This window comes from Mesorhizobium sp. P160187 (genome assembly GCF_057766425.1).
On the sequence record NZ_JBYMDX010000003.1, the window covers coordinates 2,283,962 to 2,303,520 of the forward strand.

The 19,559-nt window shown below is 63.9% G+C and carries 17 protein-coding genes; 9 read left to right on the forward strand and 8 right to left on the reverse strand.

Features of this window, described 5'->3' with window-relative positions:
* The first annotated feature begins 63 nt into the window (after positions 1–63).
* From AC3CCE_RS14570 to AC3CCE_RS14590, 5 genes are all read left to right on the forward strand, one after another.
* On the forward strand, positions 64–729 hold the full coding sequence (locus AC3CCE_RS14570) for an ABC transporter permease (protein ID WP_031253443.1): 666 nt from the start codon (positions 64–66) through the stop codon (positions 727–729).
* Positions 729–1,538, forward strand: a complete 810-nt coding sequence (locus tag AC3CCE_RS14575; protein ID WP_023703668.1) for an ABC transporter permease — start codon at positions 729–731, stop codon at positions 1,536–1,538. The genes AC3CCE_RS14570 and AC3CCE_RS14575 overlap by 1 nt, the downstream gene beginning before the upstream one ends.
* 112 nt (positions 1,539–1,650) lie before the next feature.
* Positions 1,651–2,652: an Ldh family oxidoreductase gene (locus tag AC3CCE_RS14580; RefSeq protein ID WP_023752473.1), complete on the forward strand. Its 1,002-nt coding sequence runs from the start codon at positions 1,651–1,653 to the stop codon at positions 2,650–2,652.
* 328 nt (positions 2,653–2,980) lie between these two features.
* On the forward strand, positions 2,981–3,433 hold the full coding sequence (locus AC3CCE_RS14585; RefSeq protein WP_023700422.1) for a DoxX family protein: 453 nt from the start codon (positions 2,981–2,983) through the stop codon (positions 3,431–3,433).
* A gap of 104 nt (positions 3,434–3,537) precedes the next feature.
* Complete coding sequence (locus AC3CCE_RS14590) at positions 3,538–4,518, forward strand: complex I NDUFA9 subunit family protein (protein ID WP_352626381.1); 981 nt, start codon at positions 3,538–3,540, stop codon at positions 4,516–4,518.
* Positions 4,519–4,533: 15 nt separating this feature from the next.
* Here AC3CCE_RS14590 and AC3CCE_RS14595 read toward each other — a convergent pair whose 3' ends face one another.
* A complete protein-coding gene (locus tag AC3CCE_RS14595) occupies positions 4,534–5,904 on the reverse strand; it encodes a cytochrome P450 (RefSeq protein ID WP_352626380.1) in 1,371 nt (456 codons plus the stop codon).
* Positions 5,905–6,121: 217 nt separating this feature from the next.
* On the opposite strand from AC3CCE_RS14595, the gene AC3CCE_RS14600 reads away from it, so the two are divergent.
* The 3 genes from AC3CCE_RS14600 to gyrB all read left to right on the forward strand — a co-directional run bounded on the left by AC3CCE_RS14600 (position 6,122) and on the right by gyrB (position 12,015).
* On the forward strand, positions 6,122–6,691 hold the full coding sequence (locus AC3CCE_RS14600) for an NADPH-dependent FMN reductase (protein WP_023752471.1): 570 nt from the start codon (positions 6,122–6,124) through the stop codon (positions 6,689–6,691).
* A gap of 103 nt (positions 6,692–6,794) precedes the next feature.
* Positions 6,795–9,398, forward strand: coding sequence for a caspase family protein (locus AC3CCE_RS14605; RefSeq protein ID WP_488377150.1), 2,604 nt, complete (start codon positions 6,795–6,797; stop codon positions 9,396–9,398).
* A gap of 145 nt (positions 9,399–9,543) precedes the next feature.
* A complete protein-coding gene (gene gyrB / locus AC3CCE_RS14610; RefSeq protein WP_352626378.1) occupies positions 9,544–12,015 on the forward strand; it encodes a DNA topoisomerase (ATP-hydrolyzing) subunit B in 2,472 nt (823 codons plus the stop codon).
* 36 nt (positions 12,016–12,051) lie between these two features.
* Here the strand turns inward: gyrB and AC3CCE_RS14615 are convergent, their stop codons facing one another.
* The gene (locus AC3CCE_RS14615) at positions 12,052–13,497 is read right to left on the reverse strand and encodes a hypothetical protein (RefSeq protein ID WP_352626377.1); all 1,446 of its coding nucleotides are present in this window, start codon (positions 13,495–13,497) and stop codon (positions 12,052–12,054) included.
* A gap of 331 nt (positions 13,498–13,828) precedes the next feature.
* Between AC3CCE_RS14615 and AC3CCE_RS14620 the strand changes: the two genes are divergently transcribed.
* The gene (locus AC3CCE_RS14620) at positions 13,829–14,746 is read left to right on the forward strand and encodes a membrane protein (RefSeq protein ID WP_023695930.1); all 918 of its coding nucleotides are present in this window, start codon (positions 13,829–13,831) and stop codon (positions 14,744–14,746) included.
* Positions 14,747–14,838: 92 nt separating this feature from the next.
* Here the strand turns inward: AC3CCE_RS14620 and AC3CCE_RS14625 are convergent, their stop codons facing one another.
* The 6 genes from AC3CCE_RS14625 to AC3CCE_RS14650 form a co-directional block, all read right to left on the reverse strand.
* Entirely contained in the window at positions 14,839–16,236 is a 1,398-nt protein-coding gene (locus tag AC3CCE_RS14625) for an NAD(P)(+) transhydrogenase (Re/Si-specific) subunit beta (RefSeq protein ID WP_023671337.1), read from the reverse strand.
* Positions 16,237–16,242: 6 nt separating this feature from the next.
* Positions 16,243–16,668 (reverse strand): NAD(P) transhydrogenase subunit alpha part 2, encoded by a 426-nt coding sequence (locus AC3CCE_RS14630; RefSeq protein ID WP_032891560.1) that lies wholly within the window; start codon positions 16,666–16,668, stop codon positions 16,243–16,245.
* A complete protein-coding gene (locus AC3CCE_RS14635; RefSeq protein ID WP_023742601.1) occupies positions 16,668–17,945 on the reverse strand; it encodes a Re/Si-specific NAD(P)(+) transhydrogenase subunit alpha in 1,278 nt (425 codons plus the stop codon). Before AC3CCE_RS14635 ends, AC3CCE_RS14630 begins: the two co-directional genes overlap by 1 nt.
* A gap of 83 nt (positions 17,946–18,028) precedes the next feature.
* Positions 18,029–18,253: an aa3-type cytochrome c oxidase subunit IV gene (locus AC3CCE_RS14640; protein ID WP_023671340.1), complete on the reverse strand. Its 225-nt coding sequence runs from the start codon at positions 18,251–18,253 to the stop codon at positions 18,029–18,031.
* A 164-nt stretch (positions 18,254–18,417) separates the two neighbouring features.
* Entirely contained in the window at positions 18,418–18,567 is a 150-nt protein-coding gene (locus AC3CCE_RS14645; RefSeq protein ID WP_023671341.1) for a DUF3096 domain-containing protein, read from the reverse strand.
* 104 nt (positions 18,568–18,671) lie between these two features.
* Entirely contained in the window at positions 18,672–19,439 is a 768-nt protein-coding gene (locus AC3CCE_RS14650; RefSeq protein WP_023671342.1) for an N-acyl amino acid synthase FeeM domain-containing protein, read from the reverse strand.
* Positions 19,440–19,559 lie beyond the last annotated feature (120 nt).

Below are 19,559 nucleotides of genomic sequence, written 5' to 3' on the forward strand. Positions count from 1 at the left end.
GCCTCGGCGGCCGGCATCATAGAACTTCTCTCGCCCAATCCGCCGGGCTGGGGCGGCACGCTGTTGCTTGGGCTGCTCCATTCGATCGAGATCGCGCTCGGCGCCACGGTCCTTGGTCTCCTGATCGGCACCGGTGGCGCCTTTGGCAAACTTTACGGCGGGCCGGTCGTACGCGACTTGCTGGCGGTTTACACCACCATCGTGCGCGCCGTGCCCGAACTGGTGCTGATCCTGCTGCTCTATTATGCCGGAACAGACCTGATCAACCAGGCGCTGACGGCAATGGGCTACCAGCGCGTCGACATCAGCGGCCTTGCCGCGGGCATCGCCGTGCTCGGCTTTGTCCAGGGTGCCTATTCGACCGAAGTGATCCGCGGCGCCATCCTGGCCATACCGCAGGGCCAGATCGAAGCCGCCCGCGCCTATGGCATGTCACCCGGGCTCATGCTGCGGCGCATCACCTTGCCGGCGATGCTGCCCTTCGCCATACCCGGGCTCGCCAATCTGTGGCTGATCGCCACCAAGGACACAGCCCTTCTGGCGGTCGTCGGCTTTTACGAGCTGGCGCTGGCGACGCGGCAGGCTGCGGGGGTCACCAAAGCCTATTTCACCTTCTTTTTCGCCGCGGGCGTGCTCTATCTCATCTTGTCGCTGGTTTCCAACCTGCTCATCGGCCGCGTCGAGGCCTGGTCGCGGCGCGGTATGCCGTCGCTCAAGGATGCGCGCTGATGGCCGGAGAAGCGACCATCATCAACGCTGCCGCGCGGACGTCGCTGTGGCTGCAGCCGCATCGCATCGTGCTGATCCTGGTCGCAATCGCGCTGGTTTTCGGTGCCGCCTTTTTCATGCGCTGGGACTGGCTTCCGCAATATTATGAAATGGGACTGATCGGCATCTGGCGCTCGCTGTGGATCCTGGCCGTCACCTGCTTTCTCGGCTTCCTGCTCGCCGTGCCGCTCGGGCTCGCGCAGGCCGCCGGCTCTTTCTGGTTTTCCGCGCCCGCCAGGACATTCTGCACCGTCATCAGGGGCACGCCGCTGCTGATCCAGCTATGGCTGCTCTATTACGGGCTAGGCTCGCTGTTTCCGCAATTTCCCTGGATCCGCGAATCCTGGATGTGGCCGTATCTGAGGCAAGCCTGGCCTTATGGAGTGCTGGCACTGACCTTGTCCTTCGCCGGCTATGAGGGCGAAGTGATGCGCGGCGCCTTTGCCGGCGTGCCGAAGGGGCAGTTAGAGGCGGCCCGCGCTTTCGGCATGAGCCGCTGGAAGATTTTCCGCCGCATCTGGCTGCCGCAGGCCATCTACCGGGCGCTGCCGACGCTGACCGGCGAAACCGTGCTGCAGCTGAAGTCGACGCCGCTGGTGGCGACGATCAGCGTCATCGACATCTTCGCAGTCTCGTCCAAGGTCCGGCAGGACACCTACCTCACCTACGAACCCTTGCTGCTTTTGGCGCTGATCTACATGATCATCACCGGCCTCCTGGTGTTTGCATTCAGCAAGATCGAGGCGCGCATACCGAACAAGGTGGGCTAGGGAATAGTGAGTAGGCAGTAGTGAGTAGTCAGCATATGACCGGGAAACCGCTTGCTTTCGCTACTCCCTACTGACTACTCCCTACTCACTCACCACCAATCGGGTCCGCAACATGCAACTCTCTCTCGATCAGGCAACAGGGCTGTGCCGGATGGCGGCGCTCGGCGCCGGCGCCAATGAGGAGGCGGCGAGGTCGCTCACCGCCTCGATCATTGCCGCCGAGGCGGAAGGGCTTTCGACCGTCGGGCTGACCCATTTCATCGATTACCTCGAAGCGCTGGAAGCCGGCCGCATCGACGGCAATGCCGATCCCGTGATCACCAGGCCGGCGCTCGCCGTCTATCAATCCGATGCGCGTGGCGGCCTCGCCCATACCGGCTTCGACCGCACCATCGATGACCTTGCCAAGGCGGCAAAGCTGTTCGGCGTCGCCATCTTCTCGCAGAAGAACGCTTATACCTGCGGCGCACTAGGCTATTTCACCGGGCGTCTGGCGCAACTGGGATTGGTCTCCTTCGCCGCCACCAACGGGCCGGCGGTGCTGGCAGGCTCGGGCTCGGTCAAGCCGGTCTATTGCACCAACCCGATGTCGTTTGCGGCACCCGCCGCCGATGGCGCGCCGCTGGTCATCGACCAGTCGTCGAGCGCCACCGCCTTCGTCAACATCCGCAAGGCGGCCGAGGACGGCAAGAAGATCCCCGAAGGCTGGGCGCTGGACGCCAGCGGCAATCCGACCACCGATCCGGCCGCGGCCATGAAGGGCGCCATGCTGGCCTTCGGCGGCCAGCGTGGCGCCAACATCGCGCTGATGGTCGAAGTGCTGGCGGCTGGCTTGTCGGGCGCCAACTGGTCGCTCGACGCGCCCTGGTTCTCCGGCGGACCGGACAGCCCCGGAACCGGCCTGTTCGTGCTCGCCGTCGAGCCCAAGCTGCTCGACCCGGATTTCGAGCAGCGCATGAAGGACCAGCTCGACCGGCTGCGCCGGCGCTTTGGCGTGCACGTGCCGGGCCGGGCGCGGGCCGAAGCGGCCGAGAAGGCGCAGGCGCGCGGCATCAATGCCTCCAAAGCCGTGGTGCAGCGCATTTCCGAATTCGCCGAGCGCTATTCGGGCTGAAGCAGTCCTGCGACAACGAATTTTTACGCGACCTGGCTGAACCTTTCTACCGATCGCAACGACCAATAGCTGCCGGGTCGGGTTTGCCCGGTCGGTGTCTTCTGTCGGATGCGTTTAGGGCCCGGGCGGGCGTATGCCGTCTCAGGTTACCCGCCCCGTTGCGCTCTGTCTCGACCGTTGCGTCACGCGGAAAACGCCGCTTCGGCGGGGTTTTCTGCGTTCGTGCTCTGTGTGCTAAAACTTGATGGCGGAAGTTAACTTTTGTTAACTTGACTTGCCGGGAACCATCGGGCGTTTGCAAGGGATCGTCACAACAACAGGAGCTACGATGTCCGCAACCACCGACGCTTCCCGCGGCAAACTTATCGTTCCGGTGTTTGGCCGCCTGTATTCGTCGCTGCATGATGGCGCCGAAACCCTTCTGCGCGTCGTCGCCGGCGGGTTTCTCACCATTCACGGCTCGCAGAAGATCACCAACCCTTTCGGCGCCGCCGAGATGGTCGAAGGCCTCGGCTTCTATCCCGGCGCGTTCTGGTCGCTGCTTTTGTCCTGCACCGAATTCTTCGGCGGCATTCTGATCGCCATCGGCCTGTTGACTCGGCCCGCCGCCTTTGCCGGCATGATCGTGCTGCTGGTCACCGTCTGGTTCCACTGGATCACTGTCGGCCAGGGCTTTTCCGGCGCTGAAAAGTCGCTTCTATGGGCGGCGATCCTGCTGTTCTTCGTTATCCGCGGCGGCAACCGCCAGTCGGTCGACGCGCGCCTCGGCAAGGCGTTCTGAAGGGTCCATAAGAGGGTGGCAGCGACGACGCGTCACCCTTTGCCTTTGGCCCAAAACGGACTATGAAACGGCTTCAGCCAAGCTTTCGAGCGCCGGAGCCAGCCATGACCGAAATCCTGCAGATCCCCAAGCTCGTGGTCGTCTTCGGCGGCTCCGGCTTCGTCGGCCGCCACATCGTGCGAGCGCTGGCCAAGCGCGGCTACCGCATCAGGGTGGGGGTGCGCCGGCCCGATCTCGCGGGACATCTGCAGCCGCTCGGCAATGTCGGCCAGATCCAGCCGGTGCAGGCCAATGTGCGCGTGCGCTGGTCCGTCGACCGCGCCGTGCAGGGCGCCGACCATGTCATCAATCTGGTCGCCATCCGGCATGAAAGCGGCCGGCAGAAATTCAACACCGTGCACGAATTCGGCGCCCGCGCCGTCGCCGAAGCCGCGCGCTCGGTCGGCGCAGGACTGACCCATATTTCGGCGCTTGGCGCCGACCTCAACGCCGAGTCCGACTATGCCCGCACCAAGGCGCTCGGCGAAAAGGCCGTCCTGGAGACGATCCCGGACGCCGTCATCTTCCGACCGTCGATCAATTTCGGACCCGAGGACAGTTTCTTCAACCGCTTCGCCGACATGGCGCGCTATTCGCCGGTGCTGCCGCTGATCGGCGGCGGCCAGACCAAGTTCCAGCCGGTCTATGTCGGCGATGTCGCCGAAGCGGTGGCGCGTTCGGTCGAGGGCAAGATCAAGGGCGGCCAGATCTATGAACTCGGCGGGCCGCAAGTGCTCACCTTCAAGCAGTGCATGGAAGAGCTGCTCACCGTCATCGAGCGCAAGCGGCTCCTGGTGCCGGTGCCGTGGTGGATGGCCAATCTGCAGGCCTCGATCCTCGGCCTGCTGCCCAACCCGTTGCTGACCAAGGACCAGGTGCTGCTGCTGCGCCAGCCCAACATTGTGTCGGAGGAGGCCAACAAGGCCAACCGGAACCTTGCCGGCCTCGACATCCAGCCGCAGTCTATCGGCACAATCCTGCCCAGCTATCTCTGGCGCTTCCGCGCCGCAGGCCAGTTCCAGCGCAAGCCCGCCGGCATCGCGTAACAAGGCGTTGCGCCGTTAAACGCGCCGCGTCACCTGCATCGGCAGGCCGCCTTGCGGCTGTGTCGTCAGTTTCTGCACCGGCCACGGCTTGGTCTCGGCCGTCACGTCGAAGCGGAAGCGCGACAGCATGATGGCCAGCGCAATGATCGCCTCCTGCATGGCGAAGCTGGCGCCGATGCAGATGCGCGGACCGGCGCCGAACGGCAGATACTGGAAGCGGTCGATCTTCTCGCGGTTTCCCGGATGGAAGCGTTCGGGCATGAAGGCGTCGGGCATGTCCCACAGTTTTCTGTGGCGGTGTACGACCCAAGGCATCACCAGTACGGCCGCGCGCTTGGGGAGCACCAGATCGTTCCAGGTCTCCGTCTCGATCGGCTCGCGGTTGATGGACGGCGCCGGCGGATAAAGCCGCAGCGCCTCCTCGAAGGCGGCGCGGGTGAACGGCATTGCCTCGAGCCATTTCGTCGGGTCGGGTTCGCGCGCCAGCACGGCATCGATCTCGCGCTCGACCTTTTCGCGCTCCCACGGCGCTTCGGCGAGGCAGTAGATCGTCCAGCCCAGCGCCCGCGCGGTGGTCTCGTGGCCGGCGCCGATGAAGGTGATGATGTTGTCCTCGACTTCCGCCCGCGTCAGCCCGTCGGGGCCTTCGGCGCGCAGCAGAAGCGTCAGGAAATCCTGCGGCGCGGTGTCGGGGTCGCGCTTCAGCCGCTCCTCGCGCATCTTGACTGTATCGGTGACGATCTTGCGGAAATACGCCATGGTCTTGCGGCCGCGGATGCGGGTCAGCCGCGGCAGCCATTCGGGCGCGCGCAACAGGTCGAGCGGATCGACGCGGCCCATGGTTTCGAACAGGCGGTCGATTTCCTGCGCGAAACTGCCGGGCTCGCCCGCAATCTCGCCCGAAAACAGCGTTTCGGCCAGGATATCGTAGGTGAGCAGCGTCATGTCGTGGGCGACATCGGTCATCCCGCCCTCCTCGTAGCGGGCGACGAACTGCATCGTGCGGCGCAGCATCGGCTCGGCGAAGCCGAAGATATGCCGCGGCGTGAACACCGGCGCCATCGCCTTGCGCGACCGCTTCCACACCTCGCCTTCGGCGGTCAGCAGCCCGTCGCGCAGGATCGGCCGCAGGATCATCTGGCGCACCGTCGCCATCTTGTAGTTCTTGGCGTTGTCGATCAGCACGTGGCGGATAAGGCCGGGATCGTTGGCGACGATCAGATGCCCGCCGACGCCATTCGCCGAAATCCAGGGCTCGTTGTAGGTGTGCTCGCCCCACAGTTCGAGCGGATTGCGGTAGACGATCCGCATCATCTCCAGCGTCGAAGGCGGCGTCGTGCGCGGCCTGGGCGCCGGCGGCACGAAGGGGACGGGCTGCGTGTCCATGAGGTGCTCCGCTGATAGCTCAGATGTAGTGGCTGGCAATCCGGGCGTCCATGTGACCGAACGGCAAACTGAAACGCTGCAGCGCCCGGTGTGCCCGACAGACGGTGTGTTCATCGGATCGTGACCGCCGGTGAAACCGTTGCGGCTTGTCCGGTTGGACACTCTGCCATAGGTGACAGTTACCAACAGCTACTGCCAATCGCCCAGGAGAGCCCGCTTGAAGCATCAGCTGAACATCATCATCGGCAGCACGCGGCCGGGCCGCGCCGGGCCGGTCTTCGCCCACTGGCTGGAGGATTTTGCCCACGAGCACGGCAAATTCGAACCGGTGCTGACCGACATTGCCGCATTCCAGCTGCCGGTTCTGGACGAACCGCACCATCCGAAACTCGGCAAATACGAGAAGGACCATACGAAGGCCTGGTCGAAGGCAATCGACGCCGCCGACGCCTTTGTCTTCGTGGCGCCGGAATACAATTATTTCGTCGCTCCGGCGATCGTCAACGCGATCGATTATCTATCGCGCGAGTGGAAATACAAACCTGCCGCCATCTTCAGCTATGGCGGGGTTTCCGGAGGCCTGCGCGCCGCGCAGGCGCTGAAGCCGCTGCTGACCGCGGTGGGCGTCATGCCCATCTCGGAAGGCGTCGCGCTGCCGATGTATCAGAAACTGCTGGAGAGCGACGGCTCCTTCCAGGCTAGTGAGCAGGTAGAGGGTGGGACCAAGACCATGCTGGACGAGCTCTCGCGCTGGAGCGAGACGCTGAAGCCGATGCGGGCTGCGTAACGCAGCCGGCCCCGGCTTGCTCATGCCATAAAGAGGTGGAATGGTCGGCAGGTGACTGAGCCGGGGGCGGTTCGATTTGCGCCTGTTGTTTGCCTTGTTGTTGATGCTTGCGACCACCGCCACAGCGGTGGCGGAGCGGCGCGTGGCGTTGGTCATTGCCGAGGACGACTACCGGCTGGTGCGGAAGCTCTCCAATCCGGTCAATGACGGCGAGGCGATGGAAGCGGCGCTGAAGAAGCTCGGCTTCGAAGTCGTGCTTGAGACCAATCGTGATCTCAGGCGCATGCGCCGGGCTCTCGACGATTTTCGCGAGGACGCCATGGGCGCCGACGTGGCGCTGGTGTATTTCTCCGGCCATGGCGTCGAAATCTCCGGCGACAACCGTCTTCTGCCGGTCGATGCCGATGCCTCCTCGCTCGACCAGCTGGAGAAGACCAGCCTGCCGCTGGAGGAAGTGCGCGATGCGGTTGCCGCCACGGCGAAGGTCGGGCTGATCGTGCTCGACGCCTGCCGCAGCGATCCGTTCACAGGCGGCAACGGCGACGGGCGTGGCGCCACATCGCTGATCAAGGACCTGGTGGACAAGATCAAGCCGGGCCTCGGACGCGTCGGCAAGGCGGAAAACATCCTGTTCGCCTTTTCGGCGGCGCCCGGCGAGACGGCTGCCGACGGTACCGGTGCGAATTCGCCCTTTACAGCGGCGCTGATCAAATACCTCGGCACCGACGGGCTCGAAATCCGCTCGGTGCTGACGCTGGTGCAGCAGGAGGTCTACGACCTTTCGCGCGGAAAACAGCTGCCCTACGTCGAGAGCGGGCTGCCGAAGCTGTTCTTCGCCTCGGCGGCCAAGGAACAACTGCCGGAGCGCGAGCGGCTGTTGCTTGCCATGGCCGATGTGACGCCGGAAATGCGCGGCGCGGTCGAACGGGTCGCCAGCGATGCCGACATGCCGCTGGCGCCGCTCTATGGCGCGCTGATCAGTTCCGACACCAGCCATCTCTCCGGCGAAAGCCTGGACGCCAAGCTGCGCGAGGCGGCCGACGCCTTCGTTAAGGTGCGCGGCGAGATGAAGACGCTGGCCGCCGACGACCCGCAGGTGACCGAACTGCGCCGCCAGGCCGAGGAACAGTTGGCGCTCGGCGCTTTCGATGGTGCACGCGTGATCCTCGCCAAGGCCGCCGACGTGGACAATGTCTCGCGCCAGGCGTTGAAGGCCAATTTCGTCAGCCGCACCCTGTCCGAAGCCGCGACGCGATTTCTCTCGGGCGGCGCGGCGCGCGCCACCCTGGACTATGCCACCGCCATCAAGGACTATGAAACGGTGCTGGCGCTCTACGGCGAGGCCGGGCAGACCTCTCTCAGCCTGGAACAGGCCGACCGCCAAAGCCGCACGCTGGAAGAGCTCGGCATCCTCTACACGACGGTTGGCAACACCGACGCCGCCGGCCGCGCCTTTGCGGCGCTGGTCGCCAATCTTGAGCAGCGAGCGCGTCAAGAAACCGATCCGAGCGTCAAGCGCGACCTCGCCATCGGCCATATCAAGTTCGCCAACATCAAGATGGCGCAAGGCGATCTGCCGGCCTCCCTGCAAAACTATGAGGCGGCCAGGGACATGTTGCAGGGCCTGACCACAAACGTGCCGGACAAGAAGGACTGGCTCGGCGATCTCGCCATGGCGAATGACAAGATCGGCAACGTGCTGGCGACGCAGGGCGACGTGGGTGCGGCAGCCCAGGCCTACCAGCAAAGCCTGTCCATCAAGCAGCAATTGGCCCATGCCGAGCCGAACAGCGTCTATCTGCTGCGCGACCTGACCATTACCTACGACGAAATCGGCGGTCTTGCCCGTACCGCCGGCCAGCTGGATGGCGCCCAGACTGCATTCGAAGAGAGCCTGAGAATTCGGCTGGCGCTGGCGCAGAACAACCCCGACGACCCCAGGCATCAGCGCGCCGTCTCCGTGAGCTACACCAGGATCGGCGACGTCCTGCGCGAGCGTGGCGACGCTGCGGGCGCGCTCGACGCCTACAACAAGAGCCAAATAATCGCCGAAGCGCTGGTGCGCCGCGACTCAAACGACACCGATTTGAAGCGCGACCTGTCGGTCGGTTACGCCAAGATCGGCAATGCTTACGGCGACCAGAAGGACTGGCCACTCGCGTTGGAGGCCTACCAGCAAGCGCGGGCCACGGCGCGAGACCTTGCCGCCAGCGACCCAGGCAACACCGACTGGCAGCGCGACCTATCGGTCTGTTTGGAAAAAATTGCCGGCGTGTTTGATGCCCAGGGCAATATCGCCGGTGCTTTGCAGAACTATCAGGACAGTCTCGTCATTGCCAACCGATTGGCAAATCTCGACCCGGGCAATTCCGACTGGCAGCGCGACCTGTCGATCACGTTCGAGGAAATAGGCCTGCTGGAGACCAAGCAGCGCCACTATGATGGCTCGAAGAAGGCCTTCGAAGCCAGCCTGGCCATCCGCCAGCGGTTGGCCCTGTCCGATCCGGACAATGCGATCTGGCAATTCGATCTGGTACAGGCCTACATCAACTATGCCTATGTGGCGAAGAATCCGAAGGCTGTGTTGTCCCAGGCGCTAGACCTGACGCTGGAGCTTGACCGCACAGGCAAACTGGCGCCGAGGGACAAACCCACGATCAAATATCTGCGCCGTCTTCTGGCCAAATTGAAAGCCGCGAAAAAATAGCCGGCTGCCAGCTCGGGATTCAGCCCTGAAATGCCCGCAAACCTTGGAAAAACCGCCTTTTGCGCCTATATCTAGGACATCAAAGCGGCGTGATTCGAAGCCATTTTTTCGCGCTGAGCATGCGGCATCAATCAGACAGGTTTTCATGAGCGATCAAAGCGACAACGCCAACGGCGCTGAGGCCGAATACGGCGCCGATTCCATCAAGGTTTTGAAGGGGTTGGACGCTGTCCGCAAGCGGCCGGGCATGTATATCGGCGACACCGACGACGGCTCGGGCCTGCATCACATGGTCTATGAGGTGGTCGACAACGCCATCGACGAGGCGCTGGCCGGCCATGCCGATCTCGTCACGGTGACGCTCAATCCCGACGGTTCGGTCACCGTTATCGACAATGGCCGCGGGATTCCGACCGATATTCACACTGGCGAAGGCATTTCGGCGGCCGAAGTGATCATGACGCAGCTGCATGCCGGCGGCAAATTCGACCAGAATTCCTACAAGGTGTCTGGCGGCCTGCACGGCGTCGGCGTCTCGGTGGTCAACGCGTTGTCGGCCTGGCTGAAGCTGAAAATCCGCCGCAACGGCCAGATTTTCGAGATGAGCTTCACGCATGGCAATGCCGATGCGCCGCTCAAGGCGACCGGCAGCTATGAGCAGAACAAGCAGCCCGGCACCTATGAGGGCCGCAGCGGTTCCGAGATCACCTTCTTTCCGTCGTCCGAAACCTTCACCATGGTCGAGTTCGACTTCGGCACGCTGGAGCACCGGCTGCGCGAACTCGCCTTCCTGAATTCCGGCGTACGCATCATCTTGACCGATGCCCGCCATGCCGATCTCGTGCGCCACGAACTGCACTATGATGGCGGCCTGGAAGAGTTCGTCAAATATCTCGACCGGGTCAAGAAACCGCTGATCGACAAGCCGATCGCCATCAAGGCCGAGCGCGACGGCATTACCGTCGAAGTGGCGATGTGGTGGAACGACAGCTACCACGAGAACGTGCTGGCCTTCACCAACAACATCCCGCAGCGCGATGGCGGCACCCATCTGGCCGGCTTCCGCGGCGCGCTGACGCGCCAGATCACCGGCTATGGCGAGTCCTCGGGCCTGACCAAGAAGGAAAAGGTGGCGCTGATCGGCGACGATTGCCGCGAGGGCCTGACGGCGGTGCTGTCGGTCAAGGTTCCCGACCCGAAATTCTCCTCGCAGACCAAGGACAAGCTGGTCTCGTCCGAGGTGCGCCCGGTGGTCGAAGGCCTGGTCAACGAGGCGCTCGGCACCTGGCTGGAAGAACATCCCAGCGAAGGCAAGGTGGTCATCGACAAGGTGATCCAGGCGGCCGCGGCGCGGGAAGCCGCGCGCAAGGCGCGCGACATCACCCGCAAGAGCTCGCTCGGCGTCACCTCGCTGCCCGGCAAGCTCGCCGACTGCCAGGAACGCGACCCGGCGAAATCCGAAATCTTCATCGTCGAGGGTGATTCCGCCGGCGGCTCGGCCAAGGGTGGCCGTTCGCGCCAGAACCAGGCGATCCTGCCGCTGCGCGGCAAGATCCTCAATGTCGAGCGCGCCCGCTTCGACCGCATGCTCGGCTCCGAGATGATCGGCACGCTGATCACCGCGCTCGGCACCTCGATCGGCAAGGACGAGTTCAACGCCGACAAATTGCGCTACCACAAGATCATCCTGATGACCGACGCCGACGTCGACGGCGCCCATATCAGGACCTTGCTGTTGACCTTCTTCTTCCGGCAGATGCCGGAGTTGATCGAGCGCGGCCATCTCTACATCGCCCAGCCGCCGCTCTACAAAGTGACGCGCGGCAAGAGCTCGCAATACATCAAGGACGAGAGCGCCTTCGAGGAGTTCCTGATCGGCTCCGGGCTGGAAGAGGCGTCGCTGACGCTTGCCTCCGGCGAGGCGCGGGCCGGACAGGATCTGCGCGGCTCGATCGACGATGCACTGGCCGTGCGCCAGCTCATTAACGGGCTGCACACGCGCTACAACAGGGGCGTGGTCGAACAGGCGGCGATCGCCGGCGCGCTCAATGCCGACGTGTTGAACAACCTCGGCCGCGCCAACGCCATGGCCGAGCGCGTGGCCCAGCGCCTCGACATCATTGCCGAAGACACCGAGCGCGGCTGGACCGGCCGGCTGTCGACCTCCAATGAAGGCGTCGGCGGCTACGTGTTCGAACGCACGGTGCGCAGCGTCAAGGAATTCGCGCAGCTCGATGCCGGGCTGATAAATTCAGCCGACGCACGCCAGCTCGACCGCTATGCCCCGCGCCTCATGGAAGTCTATGGCGAGCCGCCGGTGCTGCGTCGCAAGGATGTCTCCGAAACCATTTCGGGGCCGCTGGCGCTGCTCAACGCGGTGTTTGCGACCGGCCGCAAGGGCCTGACCATGCAGCGCTACAAGGGTCTCGGCGAGATGAATGCCGAGCAGCTCTGGGAAACCACGCTCGACCCGAATGTGCGCTCGCTGCTGCAGGTCAAGGTCAATGACGCCACCGATGCGGATTCGCTGTTTTCGCGGCTGATGGGCGACGAGGTCGAACCGCGGCGCGAATTCATCCAGGACAACGCGCTGTCAGTTGCCAATCTGGACATTTGAGGGCTGGGGGCCTTGCCGCCGGAGCTCCACTCCGGGTCAGGCCTTTGGCTCCAGCTTCCGACCAAGGTCCACCGCGTCGCGCAGCACTTGCAGATGCGAGCGCGGCGCGGTGCCCGCCGGCAGGGCGATTTCGACGCCGTTTGCCGTCGATGACCAATAAAGCGTGTGGGTGAAGATACGGCCAAGTGAGCTGCGAAGCTCGATCTGGATGTTCTCCACACCGGGGCCGAAGTTTTCCGTCATCGGACCGGAAATCGGATCGCCTGTCGCCCAGCCATTGCCGCGGTCGTAGACGTTCGTCCAGCGCGTTGCCGCAAACACCGCGCCATGATGCACCGCGCGCTGCGCCTTGCCTTGGCTGTGTCCTTCCCGGTAAAGCACGGTGCCGCCGGGGCGCCCGTCATCGGCAATCGGCGGGCAAGCCGAGAACAGGCGCTCGGCAAGGCCACGCCTGAATTCGGCGAGATTGTAGGTCACCAGGAATTCGCTGTGGGAGAGCGGACTGCCAAGCGTGACGAAATCGCTGATCTTCCAGGGCAGCGGGTGGTCGGCGTCCTTGGCCCGAAGCTGCTGGTAGAGCGCCCATTGGCCGCGCCGGAACCCGGCGAGGTCTTCAAGGTTCTTTGGCCACGCTGACCCATCAGAGCCGAGCGTTGCCTTGTCGATGGCCTCGACCGCCGCCAGTTTGGCCTTGTCGCGGACCGCTTCCAGCCTTCGCGGCCGGAACTCGGCCCACAGGATCTGCAGCAAATCATAGGCGATGATCGACCCCAGGCTGTGCGAGACCAGCACGATGCGGTCGTAAGCATCGTCCTTCATCAGCGTCTTGAGCAACGTCAGGCCGCGGTCGCGGATCAGCGCACGCTTCTCGATCGTCGCCGCCTCGGCGCGCACATAAGCGGCGACGTCACCGAAATAGGGCAGGGCGAACTGATCCACCGCCCAGATGACAAAAGAAGCGAGGGTGGTGATCATCAGGCCGGTCGTCAAGGTAACGGCCTGTTGCCAGACCGATGTTGCCAGCACGAGTGCTGCGCCCAGAATGACGATAACGATCAGAAGTGTGGCGACGTAAAGCTTGCGGGCGTCGAGCGGAATGTCGGCGGGCTTGCGCCACAACAGGTTCGTAACCCAGGCGGCCAGCCGGCCGCGCGTCGTGCCTTGCGTGATGTCGGCCCAATAAAGCTCGTAGAAATCGGTACGGCGGCCATCGACGTCGTAGGGCGTGGTGATGCGGCGCAGCTCGTGTGACTTGGTCCGGCTGTCGGGCGTGATCCAGCTCTGGTTGATCGTGGCGCCGGAAACGGCCGGATCGGGAATCTGGGCGTAGGGTGGAGCACGGGTGGGATCGCTGCTCCAGACCGCCTGGACGAATCCCCTCAGCGTACCCATCGGCCGCTGCTCGCCCATGCCGTGCACGATCACCACCGCCTGGCCGGGCTGCGCCTTTTTGTAAGCCAGCGATGCGACAGTCTTGGGCATCAGCGTCTCCGTTGACGACATCCGACGGCGGGATCGCTCATGCTACCCCCGGCTCACCGAGCCAACAATACACGGCAGCCCATGTGGAACTCCGTGAACCAATCCACAGTTTCGCAGTCGTGCCTCGGGCCGCGCGGAAAATGGTTCCGTTCCCGGCAAGCAAATCATTTCATTGCCCTTCGGAACGGAAATCGCTCAGGAACATTGTGACGACATCGATCAATTTCTCGCAGGGAGGCTCTTTATGGGACGCGGTATTTTGCTCTGGTTGCTCGGTATTCCGATCCCGATCATCATTCTCATCATGCTGTTCGTACGGTAGGAGGCGTCGATGCAGTCCACCGTATCGGCTGTCGACGTATCCGCCTCAACAGAATCCTCCGCCCCGGCCGTCAGCTGGGGTCCGATCATCGCCGGCGCCTTCGCGGCCTCGACGCTGACCTTCATCCTCATGCTGCTCGGTTCGGGGCTGGGGCTGACCATGGTCTCGCCGTGGTCCGGCGCCAGTGCCTCGCTGACCACCTTCGCGGTGTCCGGCGCCATCTGGCTCATCATCGTGCAATGGCTGTCCTCCGGGGTCGGTGGCTATCTTGCCGGACGCCTGCGCACCAAATGGGTCGGCATCCACACCGACGAGGTCTATTTCCGTGACACCGCGCACGGCCTCCTCGCCTGGGCGCTGGCGACATTGCTGGTCGTCGGCATTCTCGGGTCGGCGCTGTCGGCAGTGCTTGGTTCAGGCGTGCAGGCGGCTTCTACTGTTGCCTCAGGCGCCGCCATGGGTGCTTCGGCCGGCGCGTCCGCCAATGCCGGCAGCGCACCGGCCGACAATGCAACGTCCTATCTTGTGGATACGCTGTTCCGTCCGGCTGATGCCGCCAGGCTCGCGGCGGCCAATCCGGACAGCGATGCGGCTGCGGCCGGGCAGGCTTCGCGCATCCTCATCGCCAGTGCGGCGGCAGGCGAAATTTCGGCTGACGACAAGACCTATCTGTCGCAGCTCGTCGCCGCCCGCACCGGGCTTTCCGAGGCTGACGCCAAGGCGCGTGTCGACGCCCTGGTGGCCAGGGTCGAGGACGCCAAGGTCAAGGCCAAGCAGGCCGCCGACGCCGCCCGGAAAGGCAGCGCCACCTTCGCACTGCTTGGCGCCCTGTCGCTGGTTATCGGCGCCTTCATCGCCAGCGCTGCGGCAGCACTGGGCGGCAGGCAGCGCGACGACGAGGAAGCGGTTTTCCTGACCAGCCGCTGAACCGGTCTTCAACATAGAAAAGCCCGGTCGAACCGGGCTTTTTTGTTTCCGATGATGGACCGACAACCTTCCAGTGGAAGGTTGCAGCGGGATCAGTGATCCATGGCCTTGACGATTTCCTCGGTCATCTTCTTGGCGTCGCCGAGCAGCATCATGGTGCCGTCCTTGTAGAACAGCGTGTTGTCGATGCCGGCATAGCCGGAGCCGAGCGAGCGCTTGACGAACAGGCAGGTGCGGGCCTTGTCGACGTCGAGGATCGGCATGCCGTAGATCGGCGACGACTTGTCGTCGCGGGCGGACGGATTGGTGACGTCGTTGGCGCCGATGACATAGGCGACATCGGCCTGCGCGAACTCGGAGTTGATGTCTTCCAGTTCGAACACTTCGTCATAGGGAACATTGGCTTCGGCGAGCAGCACGTTCATGTGGCCGGGCATGCGGCCGGCCACGGGGTGGATGGCGTATTTGACATCCACGCCATTGGCCTTGAGCTTGTCGGCCATTTCGCGCAGCGCGTGCTGGGCCTGAGCGACCGCCATGCCGTAGCCCGGCACGATGATGACCTTCTGTGCGTTCATCATCAGATAGGCAGCGTCGTCGGCCGAGCCCTGCTTGACCGTGCGTTCGATGCCGTCATCGGCAACCGCCGCGGTCTCGCCGCCGAAGCCGCCGAGGATGACCGAGATGAACGACCGGTTCATGCCCTTGCACATGATGTAGGACAGGATGGCGCCGGACGAGCCGACCAGCGCGCCGGTGATGATCAACGCCAGATTGCCAAGCGTGAAGCCGAGTGCCGCGGCGGCCCAGCCGGAATAAGAATTCAGCATCGAGACGACGACCGGCATGTCGGCGCCGCCGATCGGGATGATCAAGAGGACGCCGAGCGCCAGCGACGCCGCGACGATCAGCCAGAACACCAGCTTGGCCTCGGTGGTGACCAGAAGCACGATCAGCACGATCAGCGCGATGCCGAGGACCGCGTTGATGATGTGACGGCCGCCGATCATGATCGGCTTGCCCGACATGCGGCCATCGAGCTTGAGGAAGGCGATGACGGAGCCGGTGAAAGTGATGGCGCCGATGGCAACGCCAAGGCTCATCTCGATCAGCGCCTGGGCGTGGATGTCGCCATTGGTGCCGATGCCGAAACTTTCCGGCGCGTAGATGGCGGCTGCCGCTACCATGACGGCGGCAAGGCCGACCAGCGAGTGGAAGGCGGCGACCAGCTGCGGCATCGACGTCATGGCGATGCGGCGCGCTGTAACGGCGCCGACGCCGCCGCCGATGGCCAGACCAAGCACGATCAGGCCGAAGCGCCCGGCGGACGGAGTCGCCAGCGCCAGCGTGGTGGCAATGGCAATGCCCATGCCGATCATGCCGTAGAGATTGCCTTGGCGGCTGGTGGTCGGATGCGACAGGCCGCGCAGCGCCATGATGAACAGGACGCCGGAGACCAGGTAGAGGAAGGACGCGAAGTTGGCGTTCATGGCTCTCTACCGGTCCTTCTTCTTGTACATGGCCAGCATGCGCTGGGTGACCAGGAAGCCGCCAAAGATGTTGACTGAGACCAGCATCAGCGCGACGAAGCCGAAGCCGGTGGCAATGCCGGAGGCCGAGATGCCGACGGCCAGCAGCGCGCCGACGACGATGACCGAGGAGATGGCGTTGGTGACCGCCATCAGCGGCGTGTGCAGCGCCGGCGTCACCGACCAGACGACGTAGTATCCGACGAAGATCGCAAGTACGAAGATGGCGAAGCGGAAGACGAAGGGATCGATGGCGCCGCCGGACAGTGCGTGCGCGGCATCGCCCGCCGCATCGACGCCACCGGGCGCGTTGGCCAGGTTCTGCACAGCCAGCCGGACGGCGGCACTTGCCTGGTCGAGCTGATCGAGGGCTTTCTGCAAGGTCTGATCCATCACGCGATCCCCTTCGGCTTGGCGGCGGACTTGCCGGCAGTGGCTTTGTCGGACGCCTTTTTCGGTGCAGCCTTCTTCGGCGTGGCATCAGCCACCATGGTCTCGGCCGGAATGGCCGCCGGTTCGATATGGGGCTGTTCCGCCGCCTTGGCGAAGGCCGGATGCACCACGCGGCCAGCGTCGGTCAGCATCGTCGCCTTAACCAGATCGTCTTCGCGGTTGATGGCGAGCGTCTTGCTGGTCTTGTCGACCAGCGTCTCGAGGAAGGCGAACAGGTTCCTGGCGTAGAGCAGCGAGGCCGATGCGGCGACGCGGCCGGGCACGTTGAGGTGGCCGACGATCTTAACGTTGTTGGCCGTCGTCACCACCTGACCCGCAACCGCGCCTTCGACATTGCCGCCGCGCTCGACGGCGAGGTCGACGATCACCGAACCCGGCTTCATCGAGGCGACCATCGCCGCCGACACCAGCTTCGGCGCCGGCCGGCCGGGGATCAGCGCCGTGGTGATGACGATGTCCTGCTTGGCGATGTGCTCAGCGGTGAGCGCTGCCTGCTTCGCCTGGTACTCCTTCGACATTTCCTTGGCGTAGCCGCCGGCGGTCTCGGCCGCCTTGAACTCCTCGTCCTCGACGGCGAGGAACTTTGCGCCAAGCGACGCCACCTGTTCCTTGGCGGCGGGACGAACGTCCGTGGCGGTGACGACAGCGCCGAGACGGCGCGCCGTGGCGATCGCCTGCAGGCCGGCAACGCCGACGCCCATGATGAAGATCTTCGCCGCCGGCACGGTGCCGGCCGCAGTCATCATCATCGGCAGCGCGCGGTCATACTCCGATGCGCCGTCAATCACGGCCTGGTAGCCGGCGAGATTGGCCTGCGACGACAGCACATCCATCGACTGGGCGCGGGTGATGCGCGGCATGAATTCCATCGAGAAGGCGGTGACCCCAGCCTCGGCAAGCGCCGCGACCGCGGCATCATTGCCGTAGGGATCCATGATGGCGATGACCGCCGCACCCGATTTGTAGCCCTTCAGCTCGGCGTCGGTCGGCCGGCGCACCTTCAGCACCACATCCGCCCGGCTCGCATCCGAAGCCTTGCCGATCGCGGCACCCGCCTTGGCGAACTCCTCATCGGGAATGCGCGACCTGGTGCCGGCGCCCGTCTCGACGGTGACGTCGAAGCCCAGCGCCGCCAGCCGCTTCACGGTATCGGGCGAGGCCGCGACACGAGGCTCGCTGGCATCGAGCTCGCGAGGGATGAAAACCGTCTGTCCCACCGCATGATCCTTTCGGCTGGAACCTGTTTGCGCAAGAGTGCGGCCGGATATCCGGCTACGCCCTGGCAAGGGGTCTGTATAGACTATCGGAGAATGAAGGCGCCGAGGGCGAGGATCAGCACGAACAGGATGGTCGCGGAGAAGAAGCCGCCTGCGAAGAAGCCGAAAGCCATGGCCAGGAGCAGGGCGCCGCAGAACAGCGAGCCGTATTTGGCCAGCGCCAGAAAGCCATGATAGGTGCGGTCATGTTCGGCATAGTCCATCTTCGCGCCCAGTTCGACAGGACCGGTCGGCGTGTGATCAGCCATAGGAATACCCCTTCGAAGACATCTTTGAGGCACATAGCGAAAAGCCGGGCCAAGAGCAATGGCGCTATTGCCGCACGACCAGTGACAACAGCCTCAAAGGAATGTTGAAAGCCGGCGGTAGGGCTTGTCGCCGGCCTAACGTCGAACGTTGAGGGTTTTGCGTTTCAACCGGCCAGATGCGGAAACAGCCCGAGCAGCCCAATGACGATCAGATAGAGCGCGACGATGTAGTTGAGCAGCCGCGGCATCACCAGGATCAGCACGCCGGCAATCAGCGAGATCAGCGGGGTCAGTGCTAGCTCGGGAATATGCATGTCGGTTCCTTTCTATGGCCGCGTCGGGGTCGTGACGTCCAGAACGCCGAAGCGGCCGGAAAGCTCCTCGCACCGGGCGCTAAAGTGCGCCGGCTTTGCCGACATTACGCTGCTTCGCGAAAATATTTGGCGGTGGGCAGGATGGTCAGCGGCGCGAGCTCGCCGGCCGGCGCCTTGGCAAACAGCATACGCCGCTCCAGCGCCGTCGACTGGAAGAAGGGAAAGCGCTCCAGCGTCGGGGCCATGTTCTGCTCGCAGATCGATTCATAGAAGAAGATCGGCATGGTGAAGGGCGGGTAGAGGCGCGGCTCGCCGACCTGCACCGATCCGAAGATGCGATGGTAGAAGGCCGTGTGCTCCTCGCGGATCATCGAAATGCAGCTGGTGGCGTTGAAGAAGGTGTTGGCGATAACCGCGAGCCGCAGCGTGACATAGGGCAGGGCGCGGTTGGCCGACGACATTTGCGGATCGATCGCCAACCGGCTCGGGTCGATGAAGGTTTCACCGCGCGCCAGCCGCAGCAGCAGCCGGTCGCCGAAAACGGTCATGATCGGCGCTTCGGGGGTCTCACGGGTTAAATGGTGGAGCCTGACGGTGCTGACCAGCTCGCCATCCATGAAGACGCCGAAACAGTAGCAATTGCGCACTTCGTCAAGGTGATCGACGAGCTTCTGTTCGGTAATGGTATCAAGCAGGCCGTGTGTATGAAAGGCCTTGTAGCGCAGCCGGTAGACCGCTTCGAGATCCTCGCCGCTTTCGCAGCGCCGGTATTCGACACGCTCGAGGACGTCGAGGACGTTGCGGGCGAACAAGGAAGGCGGGCCAGATTTGACTGCCGCACCCGAAAGCACACCTGACTGATGCGTGTCCATTACTTCCCCTCGTACCGCCGCAGGAGAACAATACCGGACGACCGAAGGAACAAGAAGATGAAACTCTAATCGTCTATGTTTACCGATCATTAACCTTAACAATCAGTTAACGCCTAGACA